The organism is Acidovorax bellezanensis (assembly GCF_025421555.1).
Taxonomy (GTDB): Bacteria; Pseudomonadota; Gammaproteobacteria; order Burkholderiales; family Burkholderiaceae_C; genus Comamonas; species Comamonas bellezanensis.
The window spans coordinates 1-21,781 of sequence record NZ_JAODYH010000008.1 but is presented as its reverse complement, the minus strand read 5'-3'; the positions used below and the strand labels follow the sequence as shown (position 1 = coordinate 21,781).

Annotated in this window: 16 protein-coding genes; 6 read left to right on the top strand and 10 right to left on the bottom strand. The window is 66.3% G+C overall.

Features of this window, described 5'->3' with window-relative positions:
• Window positions 1–15: 15 nt before the first annotated feature.
• Window positions 16–1,032: a hypothetical protein gene (locus tag N0K08_RS16855; RefSeq protein WP_315968014.1), complete on the bottom strand. Its 1,017-nt coding sequence runs from the start codon at window positions 1,030–1,032 to the stop codon at window positions 16–18.
• 74 nt (window positions 1,033–1,106) lie between these two features.
• Between N0K08_RS16855 and N0K08_RS16850 the strand changes: the two genes are divergently transcribed.
• Complete coding sequence (locus tag N0K08_RS16850) at window positions 1,107–2,033, top strand: LysR family transcriptional regulator (RefSeq protein ID WP_261501564.1); 927 nt, start codon at window positions 1,107–1,109, stop codon at window positions 2,031–2,033.
• Between the two features lie 75 nt (window positions 2,034–2,108).
• Here N0K08_RS16850 and N0K08_RS16845 read toward each other — a convergent pair whose 3' ends face one another.
• Window positions 2,109–2,981: a LysR family transcriptional regulator gene (locus tag N0K08_RS16845; protein ID WP_261501563.1), complete on the bottom strand. Its 873-nt coding sequence runs from the start codon at window positions 2,979–2,981 to the stop codon at window positions 2,109–2,111.
• Window positions 2,982–3,074: 93 nt separating this feature from the next.
• Between N0K08_RS16845 and N0K08_RS16840 the strand changes: the two genes are divergently transcribed.
• On the top strand, window positions 3,075–4,313 hold the full coding sequence (locus N0K08_RS16840) for an alpha-hydroxy acid oxidase (protein WP_261501562.1): 1,239 nt from the start codon (window positions 3,075–3,077) through the stop codon (window positions 4,311–4,313).
• A 63-nt stretch (window positions 4,314–4,376) separates the two neighbouring features.
• Here the strand turns inward: N0K08_RS16840 and N0K08_RS16835 are convergent, their stop codons facing one another.
• The 3 genes from N0K08_RS16835 to N0K08_RS16825 are packed head-to-tail and all read right to left on the bottom strand — an operon-like array spanning window position 4,377 to window position 7,077.
• Window positions 4,377–5,351, bottom strand: coding sequence for a Bug family tripartite tricarboxylate transporter substrate binding protein (locus N0K08_RS16835; protein ID WP_261501561.1), 975 nt, complete (start codon window positions 5,349–5,351; stop codon window positions 4,377–4,379).
• A gap of 44 nt (window positions 5,352–5,395) precedes the next feature.
• Window positions 5,396–6,088: an RraA family protein gene (locus N0K08_RS16830; protein ID WP_261501560.1), complete on the bottom strand. Its 693-nt coding sequence runs from the start codon at window positions 6,086–6,088 to the stop codon at window positions 5,396–5,398.
• On the bottom strand, window positions 6,085–7,077 hold the full coding sequence (locus N0K08_RS16825; RefSeq protein WP_261501559.1) for a hydroxyacid dehydrogenase: 993 nt from the start codon (window positions 7,075–7,077) through the stop codon (window positions 6,085–6,087). Before N0K08_RS16825 ends, N0K08_RS16830 begins: the two co-directional genes overlap by 4 nt.
• Before the next feature lie 124 nt (window positions 7,078–7,201).
• On the opposite strand from N0K08_RS16825, the gene N0K08_RS16820 reads away from it, so the two are divergent.
• Window positions 7,202–8,134, top strand: a complete 933-nt coding sequence (locus N0K08_RS16820; protein WP_261501558.1) for a LysR family transcriptional regulator — start codon at window positions 7,202–7,204, stop codon at window positions 8,132–8,134.
• On the opposite strand, the gene N0K08_RS16815 is transcribed toward N0K08_RS16820, so the two are convergent.
• The 5 genes from N0K08_RS16815 to N0K08_RS16795 all read right to left on the bottom strand — a co-directional run bounded on the left by N0K08_RS16815 (window position 8,135) and on the right by N0K08_RS16795 (window position 12,720).
• Window positions 8,135–8,518 carry a PaaI family thioesterase gene (locus N0K08_RS16815; protein ID WP_261501557.1) on the bottom strand — a complete coding sequence of 128 codons (384 nt, stop codon included), beginning with the start codon at window positions 8,516–8,518 and terminating at the stop codon, window positions 8,135–8,137.
• A 34-nt stretch (window positions 8,519–8,552) separates the two neighbouring features.
• Window positions 8,553–10,118 carry a long-chain-fatty-acid--CoA ligase gene (locus N0K08_RS16810; RefSeq protein WP_261501556.1) on the bottom strand — a complete coding sequence of 522 codons (1,566 nt, stop codon included), beginning with the start codon at window positions 10,116–10,118 and terminating at the stop codon, window positions 8,553–8,555.
• Window positions 10,119–10,146: 28 nt separating this feature from the next.
• On the bottom strand, window positions 10,147–11,295 hold the full coding sequence (locus N0K08_RS16805) for an aromatic ring-hydroxylating oxygenase subunit alpha (protein ID WP_261501555.1): 1,149 nt from the start codon (window positions 11,293–11,295) through the stop codon (window positions 10,147–10,149).
• The gene (locus N0K08_RS16800) at window positions 11,292–11,930 is read right to left on the bottom strand and encodes a TetR/AcrR family transcriptional regulator (RefSeq protein ID WP_261501554.1); all 639 of its coding nucleotides are present in this window, start codon (window positions 11,928–11,930) and stop codon (window positions 11,292–11,294) included. The genes N0K08_RS16805 and N0K08_RS16800 overlap by 4 nt, the downstream gene beginning before the upstream one ends.
• A 73-nt stretch (window positions 11,931–12,003) precedes the next feature.
• Window positions 12,004–12,720 (bottom strand): class I SAM-dependent methyltransferase, encoded by a 717-nt coding sequence (locus tag N0K08_RS16795; RefSeq protein ID WP_261501553.1) that lies wholly within the window; start codon window positions 12,718–12,720, stop codon window positions 12,004–12,006.
• 327 nt (window positions 12,721–13,047) lie between these two features.
• Between N0K08_RS16795 and N0K08_RS16790 the strand changes: the two genes are divergently transcribed.
• The 3 genes from N0K08_RS16790 to N0K08_RS16780 form a co-directional block, all read left to right on the top strand.
• Window positions 13,048–14,577: a hypothetical protein gene (locus N0K08_RS16790; RefSeq protein ID WP_261501552.1), complete on the top strand. Its 1,530-nt coding sequence runs from the start codon at window positions 13,048–13,050 to the stop codon at window positions 14,575–14,577.
• A 270-nt stretch (window positions 14,578–14,847) separates the two neighbouring features.
• Complete coding sequence (locus N0K08_RS16785; protein WP_261501551.1) at window positions 14,848–16,530, top strand: ShlB/FhaC/HecB family hemolysin secretion/activation protein; 1,683 nt, start codon at window positions 14,848–14,850, stop codon at window positions 16,528–16,530.
• Window positions 16,531–16,604: 74 nt separating this feature from the next.
• Window positions 16,605–21,781, top strand: a 5,177-nt coding sequence (locus N0K08_RS16780; protein ID WP_261501550.1) for a YDG domain-containing protein, incomplete at its 3' end; no start/stop codon positions are given.

Genomic DNA, 21,781 nt, shown 5'->3' with positions numbered 1-21,781 from the left:
GCATAGTGCCTGCGCTCAGGTGGTGCAGGCCAGGGGCGTGCGTTGGGTTTCGGACATTGCCGGCGCCGCGGCCTTGTGCAGGCATTGCAAGGTCTGCAGCTTTTCGCCCGCAAGGGTCAGCCAGCTGCGCAGGTCGGTGTCTGGCGCGGTTTCGGGCGCATGCAGCAGCGAACACGAAGGCGCGATCCACAGCGGCCCGCGGTGCTTGGCGCTGGCCTGCTGGAGCAGCCGCAGGGCGGCGTCCAGGTCGCTGCGGCCGTCGACCAGGCCCAGCGACAGCAGCTTGTAGGCCGGCAGCCAGTCGAGCACGCCCGTCAGATCCTGTGGTGCACGCACCAGATCGATGTGCAGGCCCGCGACGGGCAACTGGCAAGCCAGGCGCAGCTTGTCGCCCAGCGAAGCGAAATGGGTGGCGAGCAGGATTTGCGCGCCCGAGCGCGACAGCTGCCAGTACGCGCCTTCATAGGCATGGCGCCAGGCGTCGGGCAGGTCCAGCCCCAGGATGGGCTCGTCCACCTGCACCCATTGCACGCCTGCGCCCTTGAGCTGGGCCAGCAAATGGGTGTAGACGGGCAGCAGTTGATCGAGCAGCGTGAGCCGGTCCACGCCGTCCTGCGATTGGCCCAGCCACAGAAAGCTCAGCGGACCCAGCAGCGTGGCCTTAACCGGGTGGCCCAATGCCTGGGCCTGGCGCACTTCGGCCAGCAGCCGCTCGGCATGCAGGCTGAAGCGGGTGTCGCGATGGAATTCGGGCACAAGGTATTGGCAGTCGGTATCAAACCACTGGGCGGACTTCAATGCGGGCGGCGATCCGTTGGGCGGCAATCCGTCGGGCGGCGCTCCGTTGGGCGCGCAGCCCAGCAGCTGCATATGGTCCAGCATGGGATCGAACAGCGCGCAGTCGCCGACGCTGACATGGTCCAGGCCTGCGTCGCGTTGCAGCTGCCAGTGGCGGGCACGCAGCGCGGCGGTCTGGTCTTCGCGCTGCTGTCCCCTGCGGGGCAGGGCCAGGATATGTGTGGGTATCGTCATGGCAGCAATGGTCATCGCAGCGCGCTTATTATTCAAACGAAAAATTTACCGTCTCAACTTGAATAAAACTAATAGTGCTCAGCTCCATTCTCGAAATCCGCCACCTGCGCACGCTGGTCGCGCTGCGTGACACCGGCAGCCTGGTGCGCGCGGCGCAGCTGCTCAACCTGACCCAGTCGGCCCTGTCCCATCAGGTCAAGCTGCTCGAAGAACGCTTTGGCGGCCCGCTGTTCGAGCGCAAGTCCGTGCCGCCGCAGTTCACGGCCATCGGTCTGCGGCTGCTGGCGCTGGCCGATGGCGTGCTGCCCCAGGTGGAAAGCGCCGAGCGCGATTTGGCCCGGCTGGCCACGGGCGGCGCGGGCCAGTTGCGCATTGCCGTCGAATGCCATACCTGTTTCGACTGGCTGATGCCGGCCATGGACGCTTTTCGCCAGCGCTGGCCCGAAGTGGAAATGGACATTGTTTCGGGCTTTCACCCCGACCCGGTGGCGCTGGTGCTGCAGCGCAAGGCCGATGTGGCCATCCTGGCCGAGCCCGAAGACAGCGACGCCGTGCACAGTTTTGCGCTGTTCGGCTTCGAAATCGTGGCCCTGGTGGCCAACGAACACGCGCTGGCCGCGAAGCCGTCGCTCTCGGCCCAGGATTTTGCCGACCAGGTGCTGATCTCCTACCCCGTGCCCGACGAAATGCTGGACGTGATGCGCCAGGTGCTGGTGCCCGCGGGCATAGCGCCAGCCGGCCGGCGCACCACCGAGCTCACGGTGGCCATGCTGCAACTGGTGGCCAGCGGCCGCGGCATCGCCACCTTGCCGCGCTGGGCCGCGCAAAGCTATCTGAACCGCGCCTACGTGACGGCCAAATCCATAGGCCCCCAGGGCCTGCAAGGCCAGCTGTTCATGGCTGCGCGCACGGCCGACGCAGCCCAGCCCTGGCTGCAGGAGTTTGTGCAGGTGACGCGCGAAAGCTCATTCAAGAGCCTGCCGGGGATTGCCTTGCTGTGAGGGCAGGGGGGCAGCCGCGCCCGACCAAGGGCATGGCGCTGGCCATGACGGTCATGCGCAGCACGCCGTGCGCCATCAGGGCTGTGCCGCAGCTTCCACAAATGCCTGCTCCACGGCGTCGAGCCGGCGCATGCCCGCATCCGCCATCCGCCGCACCAGGCAGATCTGTCGCACGGGCGCGGCGCGGCCCAGCGGGATCTCGCGCACGCCGTAGGCATCGCGCAACTGGTAGCGGATCTTGGGCAGCACCGACACGCCTATGCCCGCGGCGACCATGGCCACGATGGCGTCCATGCCCGGCACGTCGAGCAGCGGCTGGCGCTGCGGCACCAGCTGGTTGACGAAGCGCGCCGCCATCTGCCCCGCGACCACGGAGCGGTCCAGCCGTATCCAGGGGGAATGGGTCAGGATCTGCTTGACGGTGCCTGGTGCCATCTGCGCCGGCACGACCAGCACGAACTGCTCGCGCAGCAGCGGCGTCCACAGCAGCCGGCTCGATCCGCCTGAAACAGGCCGCACGACCACGGCGGCATCGACGCGGCCGGCCTTGAGGCTTTGCAGCAGGTCGGGCGTGGTGCCGCGATCGATTTGCAGCGCAATCCTGGGCGCCTGGCGCTGCAGCGCCGCGAAGGCCTGGGGCAGCAAGGTGGTCAGCGCCGACTCGGTGATGCCCAGCCGCACATTGCCCGCGGGCGGGGCGTGCGTGGTGTGGCGCAGGGACTCGAGCTCGGCCAGGCTGCGGTCGACCACGGCCGCGAGTTGCAGCGCGAACGGCGTGGGCCGCGCATTGCGCGCCGAGCGGTCGAACAGCGGCTGGCCGAAGTACTGCTCCAGCTGTTTCATCTGCAGGCTCACGGCGCTGGGTGTCAGGTTCACCTGCTCGGCGGCCTGGGCAAAGCTGCCCTGCCGCACGACCGCTGACAAGGTGGCAAGCAACTGCATTTTCATGAGTTTTTCTCGTGTTTCGAACGACGAATGATCAAGCAACAACGCGGCATTGTCTTCTAGCATGCGGGCTTGTTCAATCGATTTCGCCAGGCCATGACCTCCACTTTCCGTCTCGAAGACTTCGCCGCGCCGAACTCTGCATCCCCCGCCAGCGCCGGCGCCCCCGCGTTGCCGCGCCGTCTGCGCAAGATGCTGTCACTGGACGATTTCGAGGACGCGGCCCGCGACTTCCTGCCTGGTCCGATCTTTGCTTATGTGTCCGGCGGCTGCGAGACCAACCGCTCGCTGCAGGGCAACCGCAGCGCCTTCGCCGACTACGGCTGGCAGACGCGCATCCTGAAGAACACGTCGGCGCGCACGCTGGCGACGAGGCTGCTGGGCGAGGAGTACGCCGCGCCGTTCGGCATCGCGCCCATGGGCATCAGCGCGCTGTCGGCCTATCGCGGCGATCTGGTTCAGGCGCAGGCCGCGGGCGCGGCCAATATCCCCATGATCCTGAGCGGCACGTCGCTGATCCCCATGGAAGAGGTGGCCCGCGCCAACCCCCGTGCCTGGTTCCAGGCCTACGTGCCGGGCGAGCCCGAGCGCATCGCGCTGCTGCTGGACCGCGTCGAGCGCGCGGGCTTTGGCACGCTGGTGGTGACCGCCGACACGCCGGTCTCGGGCAACCGCGAGAACAATCTGCGCGCGGGTTTTTCCACGCCGCTGCGCCCCAGCCTGCGCCTGGCCTGGGAAGGTATCACGCACCCGGGCTGGCTCTGGGGCACGGCGCTGCGCACGCTGTTGTGCAACGGCATGCCGCACTTCGAGAACTCCCAGGCGCAGCGCGGCGCGCCCATTCTGTCGTCCACCGTGACGCGCGATTTCGGTGCGCGCGACCATTTGAACTGGGAGCACTTCGATCTGATACGCCGGCGCTGGAAAGGCAAGCTGGTGCTCAAGGGCATCTTGCACCGGGACGACGCGGTCCAGGCCCGCGACCATGGTGCCGACGGCATCATTCTGTCGAACCACGGTGGGCGCCAGCTCGACGGCGCGGTGTCGCCGTTGCAGGTGCTGCCGGGCGTGGTGCAGGCGCTGGGAAGCGATTACCCGGTGATGATGGACAGCGGTTTTCGGCGCGGCAACGACGTGTTGCTGGCGCTCGCGCTGGGCGCAAAGTTCGTCTTTGTCGGCCGGCCTTTCAACTACGCGGGCGCCGTGGCGGGCGAGGCCGGCGTGCGCCATGCGATCGGCATCCTGGCCTCGGAAATCATGCGCAATATGGCGCTGATCGGCGTGACCAGCCCCGCGGATCTGGGCCGCGAGCACCTGTTTTCCAGGCTTTCGTAGCCACAACGCAAAACACGCCGGCATCCATGGGATACCGGCGTGTGCGGCTTGAGACCCCGGGCCTTACTCGAGCTTGATATTCGCCTCGCGAATCAGATTGCCCCATTTCGTGTGCTCGGCCTTGATGAAGGCCGCGAACTGCTGGGGTGTGCCGGTCACGGGAATGCTGCCTTCGAAGGCCAGCTTGTCCTGCACCTCCTTGCGGCCCAGCATGGCGACCACTTCCTTGTTGACGCGGGCCACGGCATCGGCCGGCATGCCGACCGGGCCGACGAGGCCCAGCCAGGTGGTCGCGTCGAACTGGGGAAAGCCTTGCTCGGCCACCGTGGGCACATGGCCGATCACGGGCAGGCGCTGGGCGGAACTCACGGCCAGTGCGCGCACCTTGCCGGCCGTCATCTGCGACATCACGGATACGCTGTTGCCGAAGTACAGCTGGATCTGGCCGCCGAGCAGCTCGTTCATCGCCGGGCCCGCGCCCTTGTAAGGCACTTGCAGCACCTTGATGTCAGCGCGGCGCGCGAGCATCTCACCCGCGAGGTGGCCCACGGTGCCGTTGCCCGCCTGGCCTATGCTGAACTCGCCGGGCTTGGCCTTGGCGGCCTTGATGAAATCGGCGAGCGTGCGAAACGGCGAATCGGCGCGCACCACGAGCACCACGGGCTGGACCGCGATCTCGACGATGGGCGTGAAATCCTTCAAGGGATCGAAAGGCATCTTGGCGTAGAGCGCCGGATTGATCGACAGATTGGAGGCCTGGCCCATGCCTATGGTGTAGCCGTCGGGCTGGGCCTTGGCCACGGCGTCAAGGCCGATGTTGCCGGCCGCGCCCGGGCGGTTCTCGACGATCACCGTCCACTGATTGAGCACCGTGAACTTCTCGGCGATCAGGCGCGATGTCGCATCGGTGCCGCCGCCCGGAGGGAAGGGCACGATCAGCTTGATGGGCTTGGCTGGCCAGCTGCTTTGGGCAAAGGCACCGGTCGCTGTGGCCGTCAGCGCCAGTGCGCCGGTGTGAAGAAAAGTACGTCGTTGCATGGTTGTCTCCTTTTGTTGTTTCTTGGTCGTGTGCGCTGGCCGCTCTAGATCGGCAGGCCTTTTTCCCGCAGCACGGCGTCGAAGCGCTCGGGATCGGCCGTGCCGGTACGGTTGGTCTCGCGGATCTTGGCCTCCTTGGCCAGGTGGGCACGGGTCCTGGCGAGCACGCTGGCGGCTTCCGCGGCCGGCACGGCGATCACGCCGTCGGCGTCGCCGATGATCAGATCTCCCGGCATCACCACCATGCCCGCGCAGGAGACCGGCACATTGACTTCGCCCGGGCCGTCCTTGCTCGGGCCGCGGTGCGTGTGCGCCTTGGCGAAGATGGGCATGCCGTCCTCGGCCCATTCGCACAGATCGCGCACCGCGCCGTCGATGACCAGGCCGCCCAGCTGCTTGGCGATGCAGGTCGTGCGCATCAGGCCGCCGACCAGCGCCTGGGACACATCGCCGCTGCCGTCGATGACCAGCACATCGCCAGGCTCCACCATCATCAGCGCCTTGTGGATCATCAGGTTGTCGCCCGGCCGCACGCGCACCGTGACGGCCGGGCCGCACAGCACGGTATCGAGCCGCTGGTGGTACTGGCGCAGGCCTACGGTGCCGACGTTGCGGCTCATGGAATCGCCGATGGCCGCGACCGGCATGGTGCGAAAGGCCGCCACGGTCTCGGCGTCGGGGCCGGCGGCACGGGGATGGATGCGGTAGCCGGCGGGCCAGGATGTGTTGTCGCTCATGAAGGGCTCTTGTCGTTGGAGGAGAAAACCTGTGGGTTCACGCAGGCGGAGGGATCAGGGGCCTGGCCGGTCAGAAAGCCCAGCACGTTGTGGGCTGCGCCCGTGGCCATGCCTTCGAGCGCGGCGGCGGTCGAGCCGCCGACATGGGGCGTGAGCACGACGTTGGGCAGGGCGGCGAGCGGGCTGTCGGCCGGCAAGGGCTCCACAGCCATGGTGTCCAGCCCCGCGGCGAACAGCGCGCCCGAGCGCAGCGCTGCGATCAAGGCGGGCTCGTCGATGACTTCGCCGCGCGCGGTGTTGATCAGGATGGCGCCGCGCGGCAGCAGCGCGAGGCGGGCGGCGTCGATGAGATTGCGCGTGTGCGGGTTCAGCGGAATGTGCAGGCTCAGCACGTCGGTGCGTGGCAGCAGCGCTTCGAGCGCGTCGTGCAGAACGACGCCTGCGACGGGGGAGGGCCCGCGCAGGCCGGGATCGAAGGCTTCGACTTCCATGCCCAGCGCCAGTGCCACTTTCGCCACGCGCTGGCCGATCTGGCCGAAGCCGACCAGGCCCAGGCGCCGGCCGGCCAGCTGCACGCCGTCCTGGGCACGCGTCCAGCGACCGGCCCGGAGTTCGCCGTCGAGCAGCGCGATCTTGCGCGCCGCCGCCAGCATCAGGCCCAGCGTCAGTTCCGCGACCGACTGCGCGTTGGCGCCGGCCGTCACATACACCGGGATGGATCGCGCCGTGGCGGCGGCGACGTCGATGTTGGGCACGCCCACGCCGTGTTTGGAGATGACTTTCAGCGTGGGGCAGGAATGGATCGCGGCGGCGGACAGCTCGACCGTGCGCGAGATCACGGCGTCTACCGGTTCGCTGGCCAGGGTCTGCTCCACTTCGGCCGTGCTGCTGCCGTCGCGCATGAGGATGGTGCGGCAGCCGGCCGCTTCCAGGATGCGCAAGCCCGCCGGGGCCAGTTGGGGCGCGGTGACAAAAATCGTGAATGCCATGGGGGTCTCGTTCTTGGATGTCAGGCAGGTCCTGATGAAGACGCATTCTGCGCAGCCGCATTCATTCGGTCTATTCGATAATGTTGATGAACTCATTTCTTTTGGTAATGGAATAAGGCCTCCCATGGACTTGCATCTGCGCGACTTGCGCTACTTCGAGACGGCGGCCGAGTTGGGCCACTTCGGCCAGGCGGCGGAGCAGCTCGCGCGCAGCCAGCCCGCGCTCACCAAGTGCATACAGCGGCTGGAAGAGGCGTTCGGCAGCCCGCTGTTCGAGCGCGAAGGCCGCGGCGTGCGGCTCACGCCCGTGGGGGAAATGCTGCTGGGGCGCGCGCGCATGCTGCGCAACACGGCCCAAGAGGTGGTGCGACAGGTGCAGGAGTTCGCGGAGGGCCACGCAGGCCATGTGCGCATAGGCAGCGGCCCCGTGGCGGCCGATCACCTGTTGCCCGAGGTCTGCAGCCTGGCGCTGGAAGGCGGCTACAAGACGACGATCAGCATCGTCGTGGGTCCCAGCTGGGAGCTGCGCGAACAGCTGCGGGAAGGCAAGATCGACCTGCTGATCGGTCTGACCATAGACGGCGATCCGACGACCGTCTCCTATCCCATTCTGGAAGACGTGGTGGTCGTCGCCGCCAGCGGCACGCACCCGGTGTTCCAGCAGCCGCACATCACGATGGAATCGCTTCTAGCCTACCCCTGGGCCTTGCCGGCGCGCAATATTCCCAGCCGCCAGTGGCTGGACATGGTGTTCTCCAGCCAAGGCCTGGCCACGCCCAGCGTGCAGATTGAAGCCAGCTCCATCGCGCTGCTGCCGCGCATGATCGCGCGCACCCATTTGCTGAGCTTTGTCTCGCGCAATACCCTGGATCTGCTGGAAGGCGATCACCTGCAGGAGGTGCGGCTCGAGGCCACGACGTTGCGGCGCAAGCTCGGCGTCACCGTGCGGCGCACGGGCGAGCTGTCGCCCGCGGCGCAGCGCATCGTCGCACTGCTGCGGGCCAGGGGCGCGGCCATGGTGCATGCGCCCCAAGGGCGAGCCGCCGCGCGGGAATGATCAGGCTTCGGCGCGCTTGGGTCTGAAGATGGCGAAGTTGCCGTTGGCGTGCGCCACGAGGACCTGGTCCACGTAAAGCCGTGACTCCAGATTGGCAAGGGTCTTGCCGCGGTTGATCAGTTCGGATTTGCACACCAGCTGGCCTTCAAACACCGGTTTGAAATAGTTGATCTTGATTTCCACCGTGGCGCAGATCTCTCCCGCTGCCAGCGTGGGGTAGAGCGCCGATCCCATGCCGGTGTCGGCCATGGCGTAGAGCACGGCCCCGTGCACCACGTGGTGCGGGTTCAGGTGGTGGGGCGCGACCACCAGGGTCTGCGTGTTGCTGCCGGCCTGGCTGGCTTCGGAGCGCAAGTCGATCAGCTCGGCGAAAGGATGTTTCATGGTGTGCATGGAATGTCTTGAGTCGTCTTGGGCGCTAGGCAATGGCGCGCGCCTGCCCCTGCCAATAGGGCTCGCGCAGGATGCGCTTGAGGATCTTGCCGCTGGGGTTGCGCGGCAGCGCGTCGAGAAAATCCACGCTCTTGGGGCATTTGTAGTGGGCAAGATTGGCGCGCATGAACGCGATGATGTCGGGCTCGCTGCTTTGCGCGCCCGGGCGCAGCACAACGCAGGCTTTGACGGCTTCGCCCCAGACGGAATTCGGCACCCCGATCACGGCGCCGTCCGCGATGTCCGGGTGTCGCATCAACACGTTCTCGACTTCGGCGGGGTAGATGTTTTCGCCGCCGGACAGCACCATGTCCTTGATGCGGTCGGTGATGTAGAGATAGCCGTTTTTCAGATAGCCGCCGTCGCCGGAGCGAAACCACCCGCCATTGGCGTTGCGGCCTTCGGGAAAGGCCGCCGCCGTGGCCTCGGGATTGCGCCAGTATTCCTTCAGATTGCGGATGGACTCTATCCAAATCTCACCGACTTCGCCTTCGGGCAAATCCTTCAGGTTCGTGGGATCGACGATGCGCAGACGGGCACCGCCCACCGGGCGTCCGGCCGAGCGCAACAAGCCGGGTACGCCGGCCTGGTGGTCCGCCCAGGACAGAAAGGTCGCCACGCCAGACACTTCGGTGAGTCCATAGGCCTGTACGAGCTTGCATTGGAAAACTTCAGCGGCCTGCTGCAGCACCACTTCGCTGATGGGCGAGCCGGCATAGGCCATCAGGCGGAGGTTCCGGTAATCGGCGGTTCGCGCTGCGGGGTGTTGCAGCATGAACTGGATCATGGCGGGCACCAGCAAGGTGTGGGTGATGCCCTGGGCCGCGAAGCTTTGCAGGTAGGCCGCGGGGTCGAAACTCGAATAGGCTTCGGTGCGTGCGCCGGTATAAAGCGTTGCCACCAGCACGCAGATGCCGGCCACATGGAACACCGGCAAGGGATTGCCCATCACATGGCGGTGGTCGAACTCCCAGTCGGTTTCTATGGCCTGGGCCACGGCCAGCAGGCCTTGGTGCGACAGCACGACGCCTTTGGGCAATCCTGTCGTTCCCGAGGAGTACAGCTGCAGCGCCGCATCGGAAGTGTCGGCCTGCACGGGCGTGAAATCCGTGCCGAAGCGGCTGTACCAGTCCTCGAAACCGGGCAGTCCTTCGCCGGCCTGCTCGGTGCAGACCAGTTGCTTGAGCCGGGGCAGGCGGGCCTGGAGCGCGCTCCCCGCGAGATCCGCGTCGACCAGCAGAAAAGACGCTTGCCCGTTGTCCACGATGTATTCGAGCTCGGCCACCGTCAGCCGCCAATTCACCGGCATGCACACGGCGCCGAGCTTGCAGGTGGCCAACAGCAGTAGCATGCAGTCGAGGTGGTGCCGGGTCAGCGCCGCCACCCGGTCGCCCTGGACCACGCCCATGGCGGTCAGCGCGTTGGCGATCTGGTTGCTCGCGCGCTCGACGTCCTGGAACGTCAGGCGTCTGTCGCCTTGGGCGTAGGCCATGGCGTCGGGGCGGCTGGCCACCTGCCGCCTCAGGGTCTCCATCAGGGTTTGATCGTGCACAGCTGTCTCCTTGGGTGTGATGGGCGGGTCAGCCTTCGAGGGCGGCGAGCTGTTCGCTCAGTTGTGCATGAAAGCGTGGCGCGCTGAACTCGAAAGTGCCGAACGTCAGCGCCGCATTGGCGCCGGAGGGCAGGCCGGTCTGGATGGACTCGGACAGTTCGTAGTCTTCGGTCAGGGTGCGGCGATAGAGATCGACGTTGGCATTCCAGTAGCCCAGCGCCTTGGGACTGTCCGGCGCGGCGGGCAGCAAGGTGATTTCATGGATCTTCGTGACGCCCGGTGCCTGCAGCTCGACGGTGCTCATCTGGGCATGGTCGGGCTGGACCAGAATGGTGGTGCTGGGAAAGAAGAAATACAGCAGGTTGCCGTGCTTGCGGGGCTCGAAGCTTTCCACCGCGGGAGGGTTGTCGCGTTCGAAATTCGACTTGACGAGGTACAGGCGGCGGTGGAGGCCGAACTCGTCGACGATTTGCGTATTGGCGGCGAACATGTGGGCGATCGTCTGGCGGTGCGCGATCTTGAAATGGTAGGCCTCGAAGAAACCGTCCACCAGCAGCTTCCAGTTGGCCTTCACTTCGTAGGACCGGGGCGCAAAGGCTGCCGGCGCGCGCAAATCCAGCGTTTCCAGCTCGTCCATCAGCGGCCCCAGGCAGGCATCGACATCGGTGTCCGCCAGATCGGGGTCGGCGATGACCCAGATCAGGCCTGCACGCTCGCTTGCGGCCAGCCGGCGCAGTCCGGAATCGCTCTTGTTCAGACAGGGAAAGCCAAAGGCCTCGGGCACGCCGCGCAGCGCGCCGTCCGCTTGATAGGTCCAGGCGTGATAAGGGCAGACGAAGGCCTTGGCTTGCTCGCCGCTGCCCACAGGCACAACGCGCGCGCCCCGATGACGGCAGACATTGAGGAAGGCGTGGACCGCGCCATCGGCTTGGCGCACGAGCAGCAAAGGGGTGCCGGCGCGGTCCAGCGCGCGCCAGGCGCCGGGGGCGGGCAGCTCGGAACTGGCGGCGACCGGCTGCGGGAAGCGTTTGAAAAGCCGGGCCTCCTGGGCGAGACGGTCGGGGCTCAGGTAGGGCTCGACTGCCACGGTGCCACCGCCGTTCTCAGGCTCCGGCCTCTCCCCACGCACCGCGGCGAGCGTGCGCTGGTGCAAATCGCGAACAACTTCTGGTTTCATGGATGGCTCCGAATCAAGGTCTGAAAAAGTGTTTCCGTGATCTTCTCTATCCAGGGCCCGTCCTGCGACAGCAAGGGCTCGTCGAGTTGCATGCGGTGGAACGTGGGCCGCACCACCAGCGCATAGGCCAGGGTGCCCAGCACCTGGGTCAGAAATGCCAGGGGCGGGCCGGGCGGCAGCAGCCCTGCGTTTTGCGCCGCCGAGAATTCCCGGGCCAGGGTGCTCACCAGAGGGGTCAGCGGCAGCGTCTGCGCAGCGTCCACGCGCCCCATGTTGTCTATGAGCTCTCTGAGGATCAGCCGCACGGCCGGCGGGCGCTCGATCGTCCAGGTCGCCAGCGCCGCCATCAAGGCGCGCAAGCGCTCCCTGGGGCCGGTCACGTCCGCCAAGGCGGTCGCCACGCGCTCGCAGATCTCGCCGCCGACCTGATCGAGCAAGGCCAGATACAAAGCGGCCTTGGTCGGGTAGTGGTGGATCAGGCCGGGGTTGCTCAAACCCGCCGTGCGGGCCATGGAGCTCAAGGACGCGCCATGAAAGCCCTGGGCCGCGAACGCCTCTTCGGCGGCGGCCAGCGCGCGCCGCCGCGAGTCGGCCGAGAGATCGTGTTTTTTAACGCTGGAGAAGGAATCGGTCATTGACTTGACAATACCGACCGATCAGTCGGTATGTCAATATCGTATGCCCGCAGCCGTCGCCTGGGCGAGGCGCTCAGCCCGCGTCCGGGTCCTTGAAAGCAATCCAGGCACTCCAGAACAGACTGGAGAAGAACCGCGCGGGTTGGGTGAAGCCCGCCGCGAGCAGCATGGACTCCACTTCGGCTTCGGAGCTCGGAGGAACGGCCCCCTGGCGGATTTTTCCCAGCTTCGCTGCGACTTCGGCGTCGCTGGCGCCCGACATGCGCCAACGCTGCGCCCAGGCCGCGAGAAACAAGGGCTGCGACTCATAGGCACAGCGGTTGCAGGCCAGAATGAACGGCGCACCAGGCGTCAGCCGCTCCGCCATGGCGCGCAGCATGGCGTCCTTTTCCTGCTGCAAGGGCAGGTGGTGCAGCACGCCGATCAAGGTGGCGGCATCAAAGAGCCTGCCGCGCGGCAGTGCATCCACCGTGCCCACGATCGGCTCCACACGGTCGGCAAAGCCTGCCTGCGCGATCCGTTCCAGGGCGGGCTCCAGCATGGCCAGGGAGGGATCCACCGCCACGAATTTCCAGTGCGGCTGCAGAGGTGCGGCGGCGATGATTTCCTGGCCCGTGCCGCCCGCACCGCCGACCAGAATGCTCCAGTCCCCATCGCCCAGATGGGCCGACAGCAAGCAGGCCGACAGTTCATGGCAGGCGTCATACCCGGCCAAGGCGATCCGGCTTTGGGTGGCGTACTCCTGGGCACGGGAGTGATCGAACTTGGTGATGGCTTCAGGGGCGTGCATGCGAATCATCCTAGCGCTCGACCTCCCGCCACAAAAGCCGTGGTGCGCGACCGGGGCCATCGCGGTTTGCTGGCACGGCGCGGCCCATGCCGCGCTGCGCCGCGAAAACCGCCAGCTAGAATCGGCGCGGTACGCCGGCCCTTAGGGGTCTGCCCCTTCGGGCGTGAAATGAATCCATGGGTCCTTCGTCGTGAGAGGGGCGGGTGTGCGATTCATCTCTGCGCCACCCAAACCCGTCCACCACGCACCGGCATGGTGGGCTTCTAAGCTCCATTTTTTGCCATGAATCCTCCATTGAGCCCCTCCGTCTGTTTTCGAACCTTGGCCATGCTCAGCGTCTGCGCGGGCGGGCTGGGCTGGCCGTTGGCGGGGCTCGCCAAGGATCAGGACGACAGCCTTTTCGGACTGCGCCCCACGACCACGACCTGGCGGGTGACCTCGGAAACCTGGAAGCTGCCCAACAACGAAAAAATGGGCATGGTCGGTGGCAATCTGCTGTTCGATGTGGCCGACAACGTCAAGCTGGGCCTGGCGTCTTATGGCGCCGTGCGTGGCGAGCGCGGCGGTTTCATCACCCTGGGCATGACGGGCGAAGTGCAGCAGCGGCTCAGTCCTTCCTTGCTGGGCCACGTCGGCCTGTTTGTGGGGGCAGGCAGCGGGCGCAGCAGCCTGGCGCTGGCGGGCGGCGGCCTGATGGTGCGCAGCGATGTCGGTCTGATCTATGAAGCCGGGCGCTATGGCAAGCTGGGTTTCGGCGTGAGCCACGTCAGATTCCCATCGGGATCGATCAGCACGACCCAGCCCTATCTGCTGTATGAATACTCCTTCAACAGCCTGCTGGGCAATGGCTGGGACCGAGGGGCGTCGGGCGGCAGCGCATCGGCTGCGCCATTCGGCATGGCATCCAACGCACAGGAATTCTCCCTGGTCGCGCGCAGCTACAGAATCCCGTCCTCCGTCGTGCAAGACGGCGGTCAGCCCCAGCACCACAGCATGCAGCTGCTGGGCGTGGAGTGGCTGTCTTATCTGGACGACCGCTGGTTCCTGAAGCTGGAAGCCGAAGGCGCCGTGGGCGGCAAGAGCAATGGCTACATGCAAATCCTGGCAGGCGGCGGTTACCGCCTGCCGCTGACCAGCAGCACGGCCATCAAGCTCCATGCCGCGGCCGGTCCGGCCGGTGGCGGCAATGTGGACACTGGCGGTGGTCTGCTGCTGGATGCCGGCATCTCCCTGCAACAAAAGCTGACGCAGCGCACTGCGCTGGAATTGTCCGTGGGTGAACTGCGCGCACCGTCCAAGAGCTTCAAGGCGCAGAGCGTGGCGCTCAAGCTGAACTACCAGTTCGGCCTGCCCGCCGCGACGTCGGCGACCGTTCCCTGGTCTGCACTGGATGGCTTTGACAGCGTGCCGCTGCGCCTGCGCACGGTGACCCAGAATTACCTCAAGAACAGCCCCAACTGGCGCAGCAGCAATGTGGACCAGTCGGTCGGCAACCTCGGAATGCAGGTGGACTACTTTGTCTCGCCCAACTGGTTCCTGACCGGTCAGGCCCTGGCGGCGTATTCGGGCAAAGCCGGCGGCTACATGACCGGCCTGGTCGGTGCCGGCGGGCAGTTGCCAGTCTCCGATCGCTGGTTTGTGGAAGGTGAAGCGCTGCTGGGCGCTGCCGGCGGCGGTGGTCTGGCGATGGGCGGCGGCCTGGTGGGCCAAGCCAATGCGAGCCTGGGTTACCGCTTGTCCAAATCACTGTCGGTGATGGCCACCGCAGGGCATATGTCGGCGCTGCGCGGCGACTTCAAGGCCAAGGTGGTGGGCGTTTCGCTGGCTTACCAGTTCACGGGCCTGGCCGAAAAGTAAGCGGCAGGCCCGCTCGAGAGCCCGTCGTAGGGGGTGACAAGGGGCGGGTGCTGGCGTCGATTTCCTGATGTGGCTGAGGCTGAGCGTGCAGTTTTCCTGCACGCAAGGCGAGGCTGCGGCTGGAAATCCTGAATCCGGTGTGCGGGAAGGCCGCGCATGTAATGGTTTCCTGTGATTTATTTTTTCATGGGATGGGTCGATCGTCGCGGCCAAACCACAGCCTGGGATTAACCAGGGGTTACATTTGCGTACGATTTCACACTTTTCCCGATGTCCTACTTGCGCAATTTCAGGCTTCTGACCTGTTCTCTTGTCGGTCTGTCCAGCCAGGCTGTTCTTTCCCAACAATTGCCTGACGCGGGCACCCAGTTGCGGCAGATTGCACCTGTGCCGCAGCCTGTGCGACCCGCGCCCGAGTTGCGTATCCAGTCGCCGGAGACCCCGGTCCAGGCTGGTGTGGAGGGCGGCGTGAAAATCGTGGTCTCGTCCGTGCAGATCGAGGGGGCGACGGCCTTCGCGGCCAGCGAATTGCTGGCGCAGTCAGGTTTCCAGCCCGGCAGCGAGCTCGACTTGTCGCAACTGCGAGCGCTCGCGGTACGGATTACCGACTTCTACCGGCGTGAGGGATTCTTCGTGGCACGTGCCTACCTGCCGGCACAGGATGTGCGCGACGGTCAGGTCACTATCACGGTGGTCGAAGGCACTTACGGCAAGGTTGAGCCGCGCAACCAGTCCCGGCTTTCCTCGTCGGTGGTCAACGGCCTGATGGGCGATGTGGCCCCGGGCCAGCCGGTGCGCAGCGCGCCGCTGGAAAGCAGCTTGCTGCTGCTGTCCGACCTGCCCGGCGTGGCCATCCGCTCCACCCTGGCGCCGGGCGTGGCCGTAGGCACTTCCGACCTTTTTGTCGACATCGTTCCGGGAGCGGCCGTCAGTGGCAGCGTCGATGCCGACAACCAGGGCAACCGCTATACCGGCCGCGAGCGGCTGGGTGCGGTCCTGAACCTGAACAACCCGGCCGGCCTGGGCGATGTCGCCAGCCTGCGGTTGCTGACCGCGGGTGACGGCCTCAAGTACGCGCGCGCTTCCTACCAGGTCCAGGCCGGTCGCGGCAAGCTGGGCCTGGCCTACGCCCACCTGGACTACCGCCTGGGCAAGGAGTTTTCCAGCCTGCAGGCACACGGTACGGCCAAGGTGGCGAGCGTGTTCGGCAGCTACCCGCTGCTGCGCAGCCGCAATGCCAACCGATTCCTGCAGGTGAGCTTCGACGACAAGCGTTTTGACGACCGCGTGGATTCGACCGGCGGTCAGACCGAGAAGAAAAGCCGGCTGCTGACCTTCAACCTCAACGGCGACCAGCGCGACCTCTTCGGCAGCGAATCCCTGAGCACCTACCAGCTGGCCGCGAGCTTCGGCCAATTCGATCCGCAAAGCGCCGCGCTGCGCGCCGCCGATGCCGCCAGCTCGCATGCCGCAGGCCACTTCAGCAAGCTGGGTTTCAGCCTGGGCCATCTCCAGGCCGTCGCGCGCAACACCTATGTCTCCGTGGCACTGGGAGGGCAGTTGGCGTCCAAGAACCTCGATGCCTCCGAGAAGATGGCCCTGGGCGGCGCCGCCGCCGTGCGCGCCTATCCCGAAGGCGAGACCCAGGCCGATGAGGCCTACGTGCTCTCGGTCGAGGCGCGCTACAACCTGAGCCAGCTCACGGCCTACCTCCCGGGTCAGCTCCAGCTCGTCGGTTTTGTCGATACGGGCACGGCCCGGATCAGCCGCAAGCCTTGGACCACGGCGGACAACCGCCGCACGCTCAGCGGCGGCGGCGTAGGCGTGAACTGGGTCGTGGGCAGCAATTTCGTGGTCAAGGCGTTCTACGCCCACACCATAGGCAGCGCCCAGGCCACGTCCGCACCGCCAGCCAGCAGCCGCTTCTGGCTGCAAGGCGTCAAGTACTTCTGATCCCCAGTCCGAATCGCATCGCATCGAGCTTCCCGCCGCCACGCCGGCCGCACATTTTTCACTGATCGCCAGTCATGAACCACATCTACCGCTCACTCTGGAGCGATAAGCTCGGCACCTACGTCGCTGTCGCGGAAACCGCGGTCAGCGGGGGCAAGAAAGTATCTTCGAGCAGCAGCGGACCGGGCCATTTCGCGGTGACGGCATTGGCCGCCGCGCTGTGCCTGGGCTGGGGTGGCGCGGCGCTGGCCAATCCGACCGGCGGTGTGGTCACCGCCGGCTCGGCCAGCATTTCCTCGGCGGCGGGCAATACCACCATCGTGCAGGGCAGCCAGAATGCGGCGATCAACTGGCAGAGCTTCAACATCGGCGCCGGCGAGGCCGTGCGCTTCGTGCAGCCCAATGCCAATGCGGTGGCACTCAACCGGGTCGTAGGCGGGGACCCGTCTAGCATCCTGGGCAGCCTGTCGGCCAACGGCAAGGTGTTCCTGGTCAACCCCAACGGCATCATGTTCGGCCCCGGCGCATCGGTGAACGTCGGCGGCCTGGTCGCCTCGACGCTGAATCTGACGGACAGCGACTTCATGGCCGGGCGCTACCAGTTCTCGGGCCACAGCACGGCTGGCGTGAGCAACCAGGGCCGCATCAACGCGCCCGGTGGCTATGTCGCGCTGCTGGGCGCCAATGTCAGCAATACCGGGGTGATCGCCGCGCGCATGGGCACGGTGGCCTTGGCCGCGGGCCAGGCGGTGACGCTGGACGTGGCCGGCGACGGCCTGCTCAACCTGAGCGTGAACCAGGGCGCGGTGAATGCGCTGGTCCACAACGGCGGCCTGATTCAGGCCGATGGCGGCCAGGTGCTGATGACGGCGCAGGCGGCCGGCGATCTGCTCCATACGTTGGTCAACAACACCGGCGTGGTGCAGGCGCAGACCATAGACAACCGCAGCGGCACCATCAAGCTGCTCGGCGACATGCAGTCGGGCACGGTGGGCGTGGGTGGCACGCTGGACGCGAGCGCGCCCGGTGGTGGCAACGGTGGCTTCATCGAGACCTCGGCGGCCAACGTGAAGTACAACGCTGCGCAGATCACCACGGCCGCGCCGCAGGGCATCACCGGCAGCTGGTTGATCGACCCGACGAACTACACCATCGCGGCGTCGGGCGGCAACATGACCGGCACCGAGCTGAGCAACAGCCTCAAGACCACCGATGTCATCATTGCCACGGCGGCTGGTGGCACGGACGTCGGCAATATCGCCGTCAACGACAATGTCTCCTGGTCGGCCAACAAGCTCACGCTGAAGGCGCACAACGACATCGCCATCAACCAGGCCATGCGCGGCACGGGCACTGCCAGTCTGGCCCTGCAGTACGGCCAGTCCAGCGCGGCCGGCACCGGTAGCGGCTACCAGGTCAACGCAGAAGTCGACCTGCCCAGCGGCATGAATTTCAGCACCCAGCAAGGCAGCAGCGGCCCGGTCATCAACTACCGGGTCATCAACGCAATGGGTGCCGAGGGCAGCACCAGCGGCACCGACCTGCAGGGCATCAATGGCAACCTGTCGGGCAATTTCGTGCTGGGCAGCAATCTCGACGCGAGCTCTTCGGCCAGCTGGAATAACGGCGTGGGCTGGAAGTCCATAGGCTCGGATGCCTCGCCATTTACCGGTCGCTTTGATGGACTCGGCCACCAAATCCATGGGCTGACGATGAATGTCGCCACTGGCGGCACCTATGGGAATGTCGCCGCGGCCGCGGGCCTGTTCGGCAACATCGGAGTGACGGGCCAGGTGCGAAATCTGGGCCTGGTGAACACCCGTCTCACGCTCGACGTCAGCGGTTTCGGCTATGACGGCGCGGGCGGCATTGCCGGTGTCAATTCGGGTCTGATCGACAACGTCGAGGTCAGTGGCACTTTCTCGGCCAAGGGCTGGGCCCGCTTGGGCGGTCTGGTGGGCTACAACCTGGGCACCATCAACAACAGCCGCAGTAGCGGCACCCTCACCGGCACCGCGAGTGCGTCGGGCGAAAATTACAACTACGGCGGCGGTATTGCCGCCTTCAATGGTGCGCAGCTCTATGGACAACCGGCGATGACCGGAACCGTCAGCAACAGCTCCAGCAGCATGTCGGTTCAGGCATCGCAAAGCGCTGGCGGCCTGGTCGGGGTCAATCACGGCGCCATCAGCGACAGTTTCGCCACGGGTGCGGTGCAAAGCGACGCCCACAGCTCCAGCGCTGGCGGCTTGGCCGGGGTCAGCTCAGGCTCGATCAGCGGCAGTTACGCCACCGGCACGGTAACGAATACCAGCCTGACGGCAGGCGACCTGGCGGCGGGCGGTCTGGCCGGGCGCGTCTACGGCACGGTAGAGAACAGTTACGCCACCGGCGATGTTTTCGGCAAGAACATGGCCGGCGGCCTGATCGGCTACGCGGGCGGCGCTACCGTCCGCAACAGCTACGCGACCGGTAACGTCAGCGGCGCGGGCGCGCTCGGCGGTGTCGTGGGCCAGGCCGATTCAGGCACCATCGACGCGGTGTATTCGAGCGGAGCCGTCTCGCGCAGCGCCGGATCGAGCACGTGGGTTGGCGGAATCCTCGGCTACTCCAATTCCGTCAGCGTCTCGAACGCCTACTACAACACCACGCTCAATCCTGGCCTCGCCGGCGTCGGCTTCTACTACTCGATGTACGGTAACGGCACGGGCTACGGCGGCACGACCGGCCTGACCACGGCCGACATGAAGAAGGCATCGAGCTTCACCGGTTTCAACTTCACCAGCAGCGCCGGTATCGGCGGAAACAATTGGGTGATGGTGAACGCCGACGGCACGCTGGCTGCGAATGGCAGCACCACGGCCGCCGGCACCATGCCCATGCTGGCCTCGGAGTATTCCAAGACCATCAACTCCGCCCACCAGTTGCAGCTGATGGCGATGGACCTTGACGCCAGCTATACCCTGGGCTCGAGCTTCAGCGCCGCGGGCACCGCCAGCGGCGCCAAGGATGTCTGGGGCAGTACCGGCTTCATTCCGGTAGGTAGCCCCGCCTCGGGCGCGGGCTTCACTGGCTCGCTCGACGGCCAGGGCCACATCGTCTCCGATCTGAACATCTACAAGTCGGGCGTCGATGGGGTGGGCCTGATCGGGGTACTCGGTACGGGCGGCACTATCTCCAACCTGGGCCTTGATGGCGGCAGCATCACCGGTGGCGATAGCACTGGCGCCTTGGCCGGCGTGAGCTGGGGCGCGATCTCCAACAGCTTCAGCACCGCGGCGGTCAACGGCCAGGATCTTGTCGGCGGTCTGGTCGGCGTGCTGAGGGGCCAGGCTTCGATTTCGAACAGCTATTCGACCGGCAACGTCAACGCCAATGGCAACGGCGGTGGCTTGGTCGGCCTCAGCTATGGCTTGATCGCGAACTCCTATGCCGCTGGCGCTGTTTCAGGCAACGGCAGTGGTGCCCTGGGTGGACTCGTGGGCTGGAACTATGGCGGCACGGTCCGCAACAGCTTCTGGAATGCCGCCACCACCGGCGTGAATGTGGGCGTCGGCACCGGTTACGGTTCCGAAATGGGCGGTGGCAGCCTGACCACGGCCGGCATGCAGACGCAAGCCAACTTCGACAGCAACGGTGCGAACTGGGACCTGGCCAAGACCTGGGTGGTCTACGACGGCCAGAGCGCGCCCATGCTGCGCGCGTTCATGAAGCAGCTGGTGGTCACGGTGGGTTCGGGCACCAAGGTCTACGACGGCACCAGCGCGGGCGGCAGCAACAGCGTCACCTATTCCAATGTGATCAACGGCGACGTGGCAGGCTCGTTGAACTACTCCGCCAGCGGCGTCAATGTCGGCACCTACACGGCATCGGCCAGCGGCCTGTATTCGCTGGGAGGACAGACCGGTTACGCGATCAGCTATGTGGATGGCAGCATGACGGTCACGCAGCGTGCGGTCAGCGTGGACGTCAGCAAAGTCTATGACGGCACGACGACGGCCAGCCTCAGCGGCGCCACCCTGAGCGGTCTGGTGAGTGGCGAGACGCTGAGCTTCTCCGGCGGCACGGCCGGTAACTACAGCGACCAGAACGTGGGCACGGGCAAGGCCGTCTCCGTGACCGGTGTCGCGCTGGCCGACGGCACGGGCCTGGCCAGCAACTACGTGCTCAGCGGCGGCACGGGCACCATCACCGCCAAGGAGTTGACGGTCACCGGCGTCACCGCGGGCAACAAGACCTACGACGGCACGACCGGTGCCACGCTTTCGGGCGGCACGCTCAATGGCCTGGTGGGGAACGAAACCCTGGTGTTGTCCGGCCAGTCGGGCGCTTTCAGCGACCAGAACGCAGGTGCCGGCAAGACTGTCATCGTCACGGGTGCGACGCTGGGCAACGGCACGGGCCTGGCGAGCAACTACACGGTCAGCAACGCCACGGGCGTGACGGCCGACATCACGGCCAAGGCCTTGACGGTCATCGGCGTGACTGCCGGCAACAAGACCTATGACGGCACGACCGATGCCACGCTGTCGGGCGGCATGCTCAACGGCCTGGTGGGGAACGAGACCCTGGTGTTGTCCGGCCAGTCGGGCGCCTTCAGCAACCAGAACGCAGGTGCCGGCAAGACCGTCATCGTGACCGGCACGACGCTGCTCAATGGCACGGGCCTGGCCAGCAACTACACGGTCAGCAACGCCACGGGCGTGACGGCCGACATCACGGCCAAGGCCTTGACGGTCATCGGCGTGACCGCCGGCAACAAGACCTATGACGGCACGACCGATGCCACGCTTTCGGGCGGCACGCTCAATGGCCTGGTAGGGAACGAAACCCTGGTGTTGTCCGGCCAGTCGGGTACCTTCAGCAACCAGAACGCAGGTGCCGGCAAGACCGTCACGGTGACCGGCGCCACGCTGGCCGACGGCACGGGCCTGGCCAGCAACTACACGGTCAGCAACGCCACGGGCGTGACGGCCGATATCACGGCCAAGGCCTTGACGGTCAGCGGCGTGACGGCCGACAGCAAGACCTATGACGGTACGACGGCAGCCCACCTGAGCGGCGGCATCTTGAACGGCCTGGTGGGGAACGAAACCCTGGTGCTGTCCGGTCAGTCGGGCGTCTTCAGCGACCAGAACGCCGCGGCCGGCAAGACCGTCACGGTGACTGGCGCCACGCTGGCCGACGGCACGGGCCTGGCCAGCAACTACACGGTCAGCAACGCCACGGGCGTGACGGCCGACATCACGGC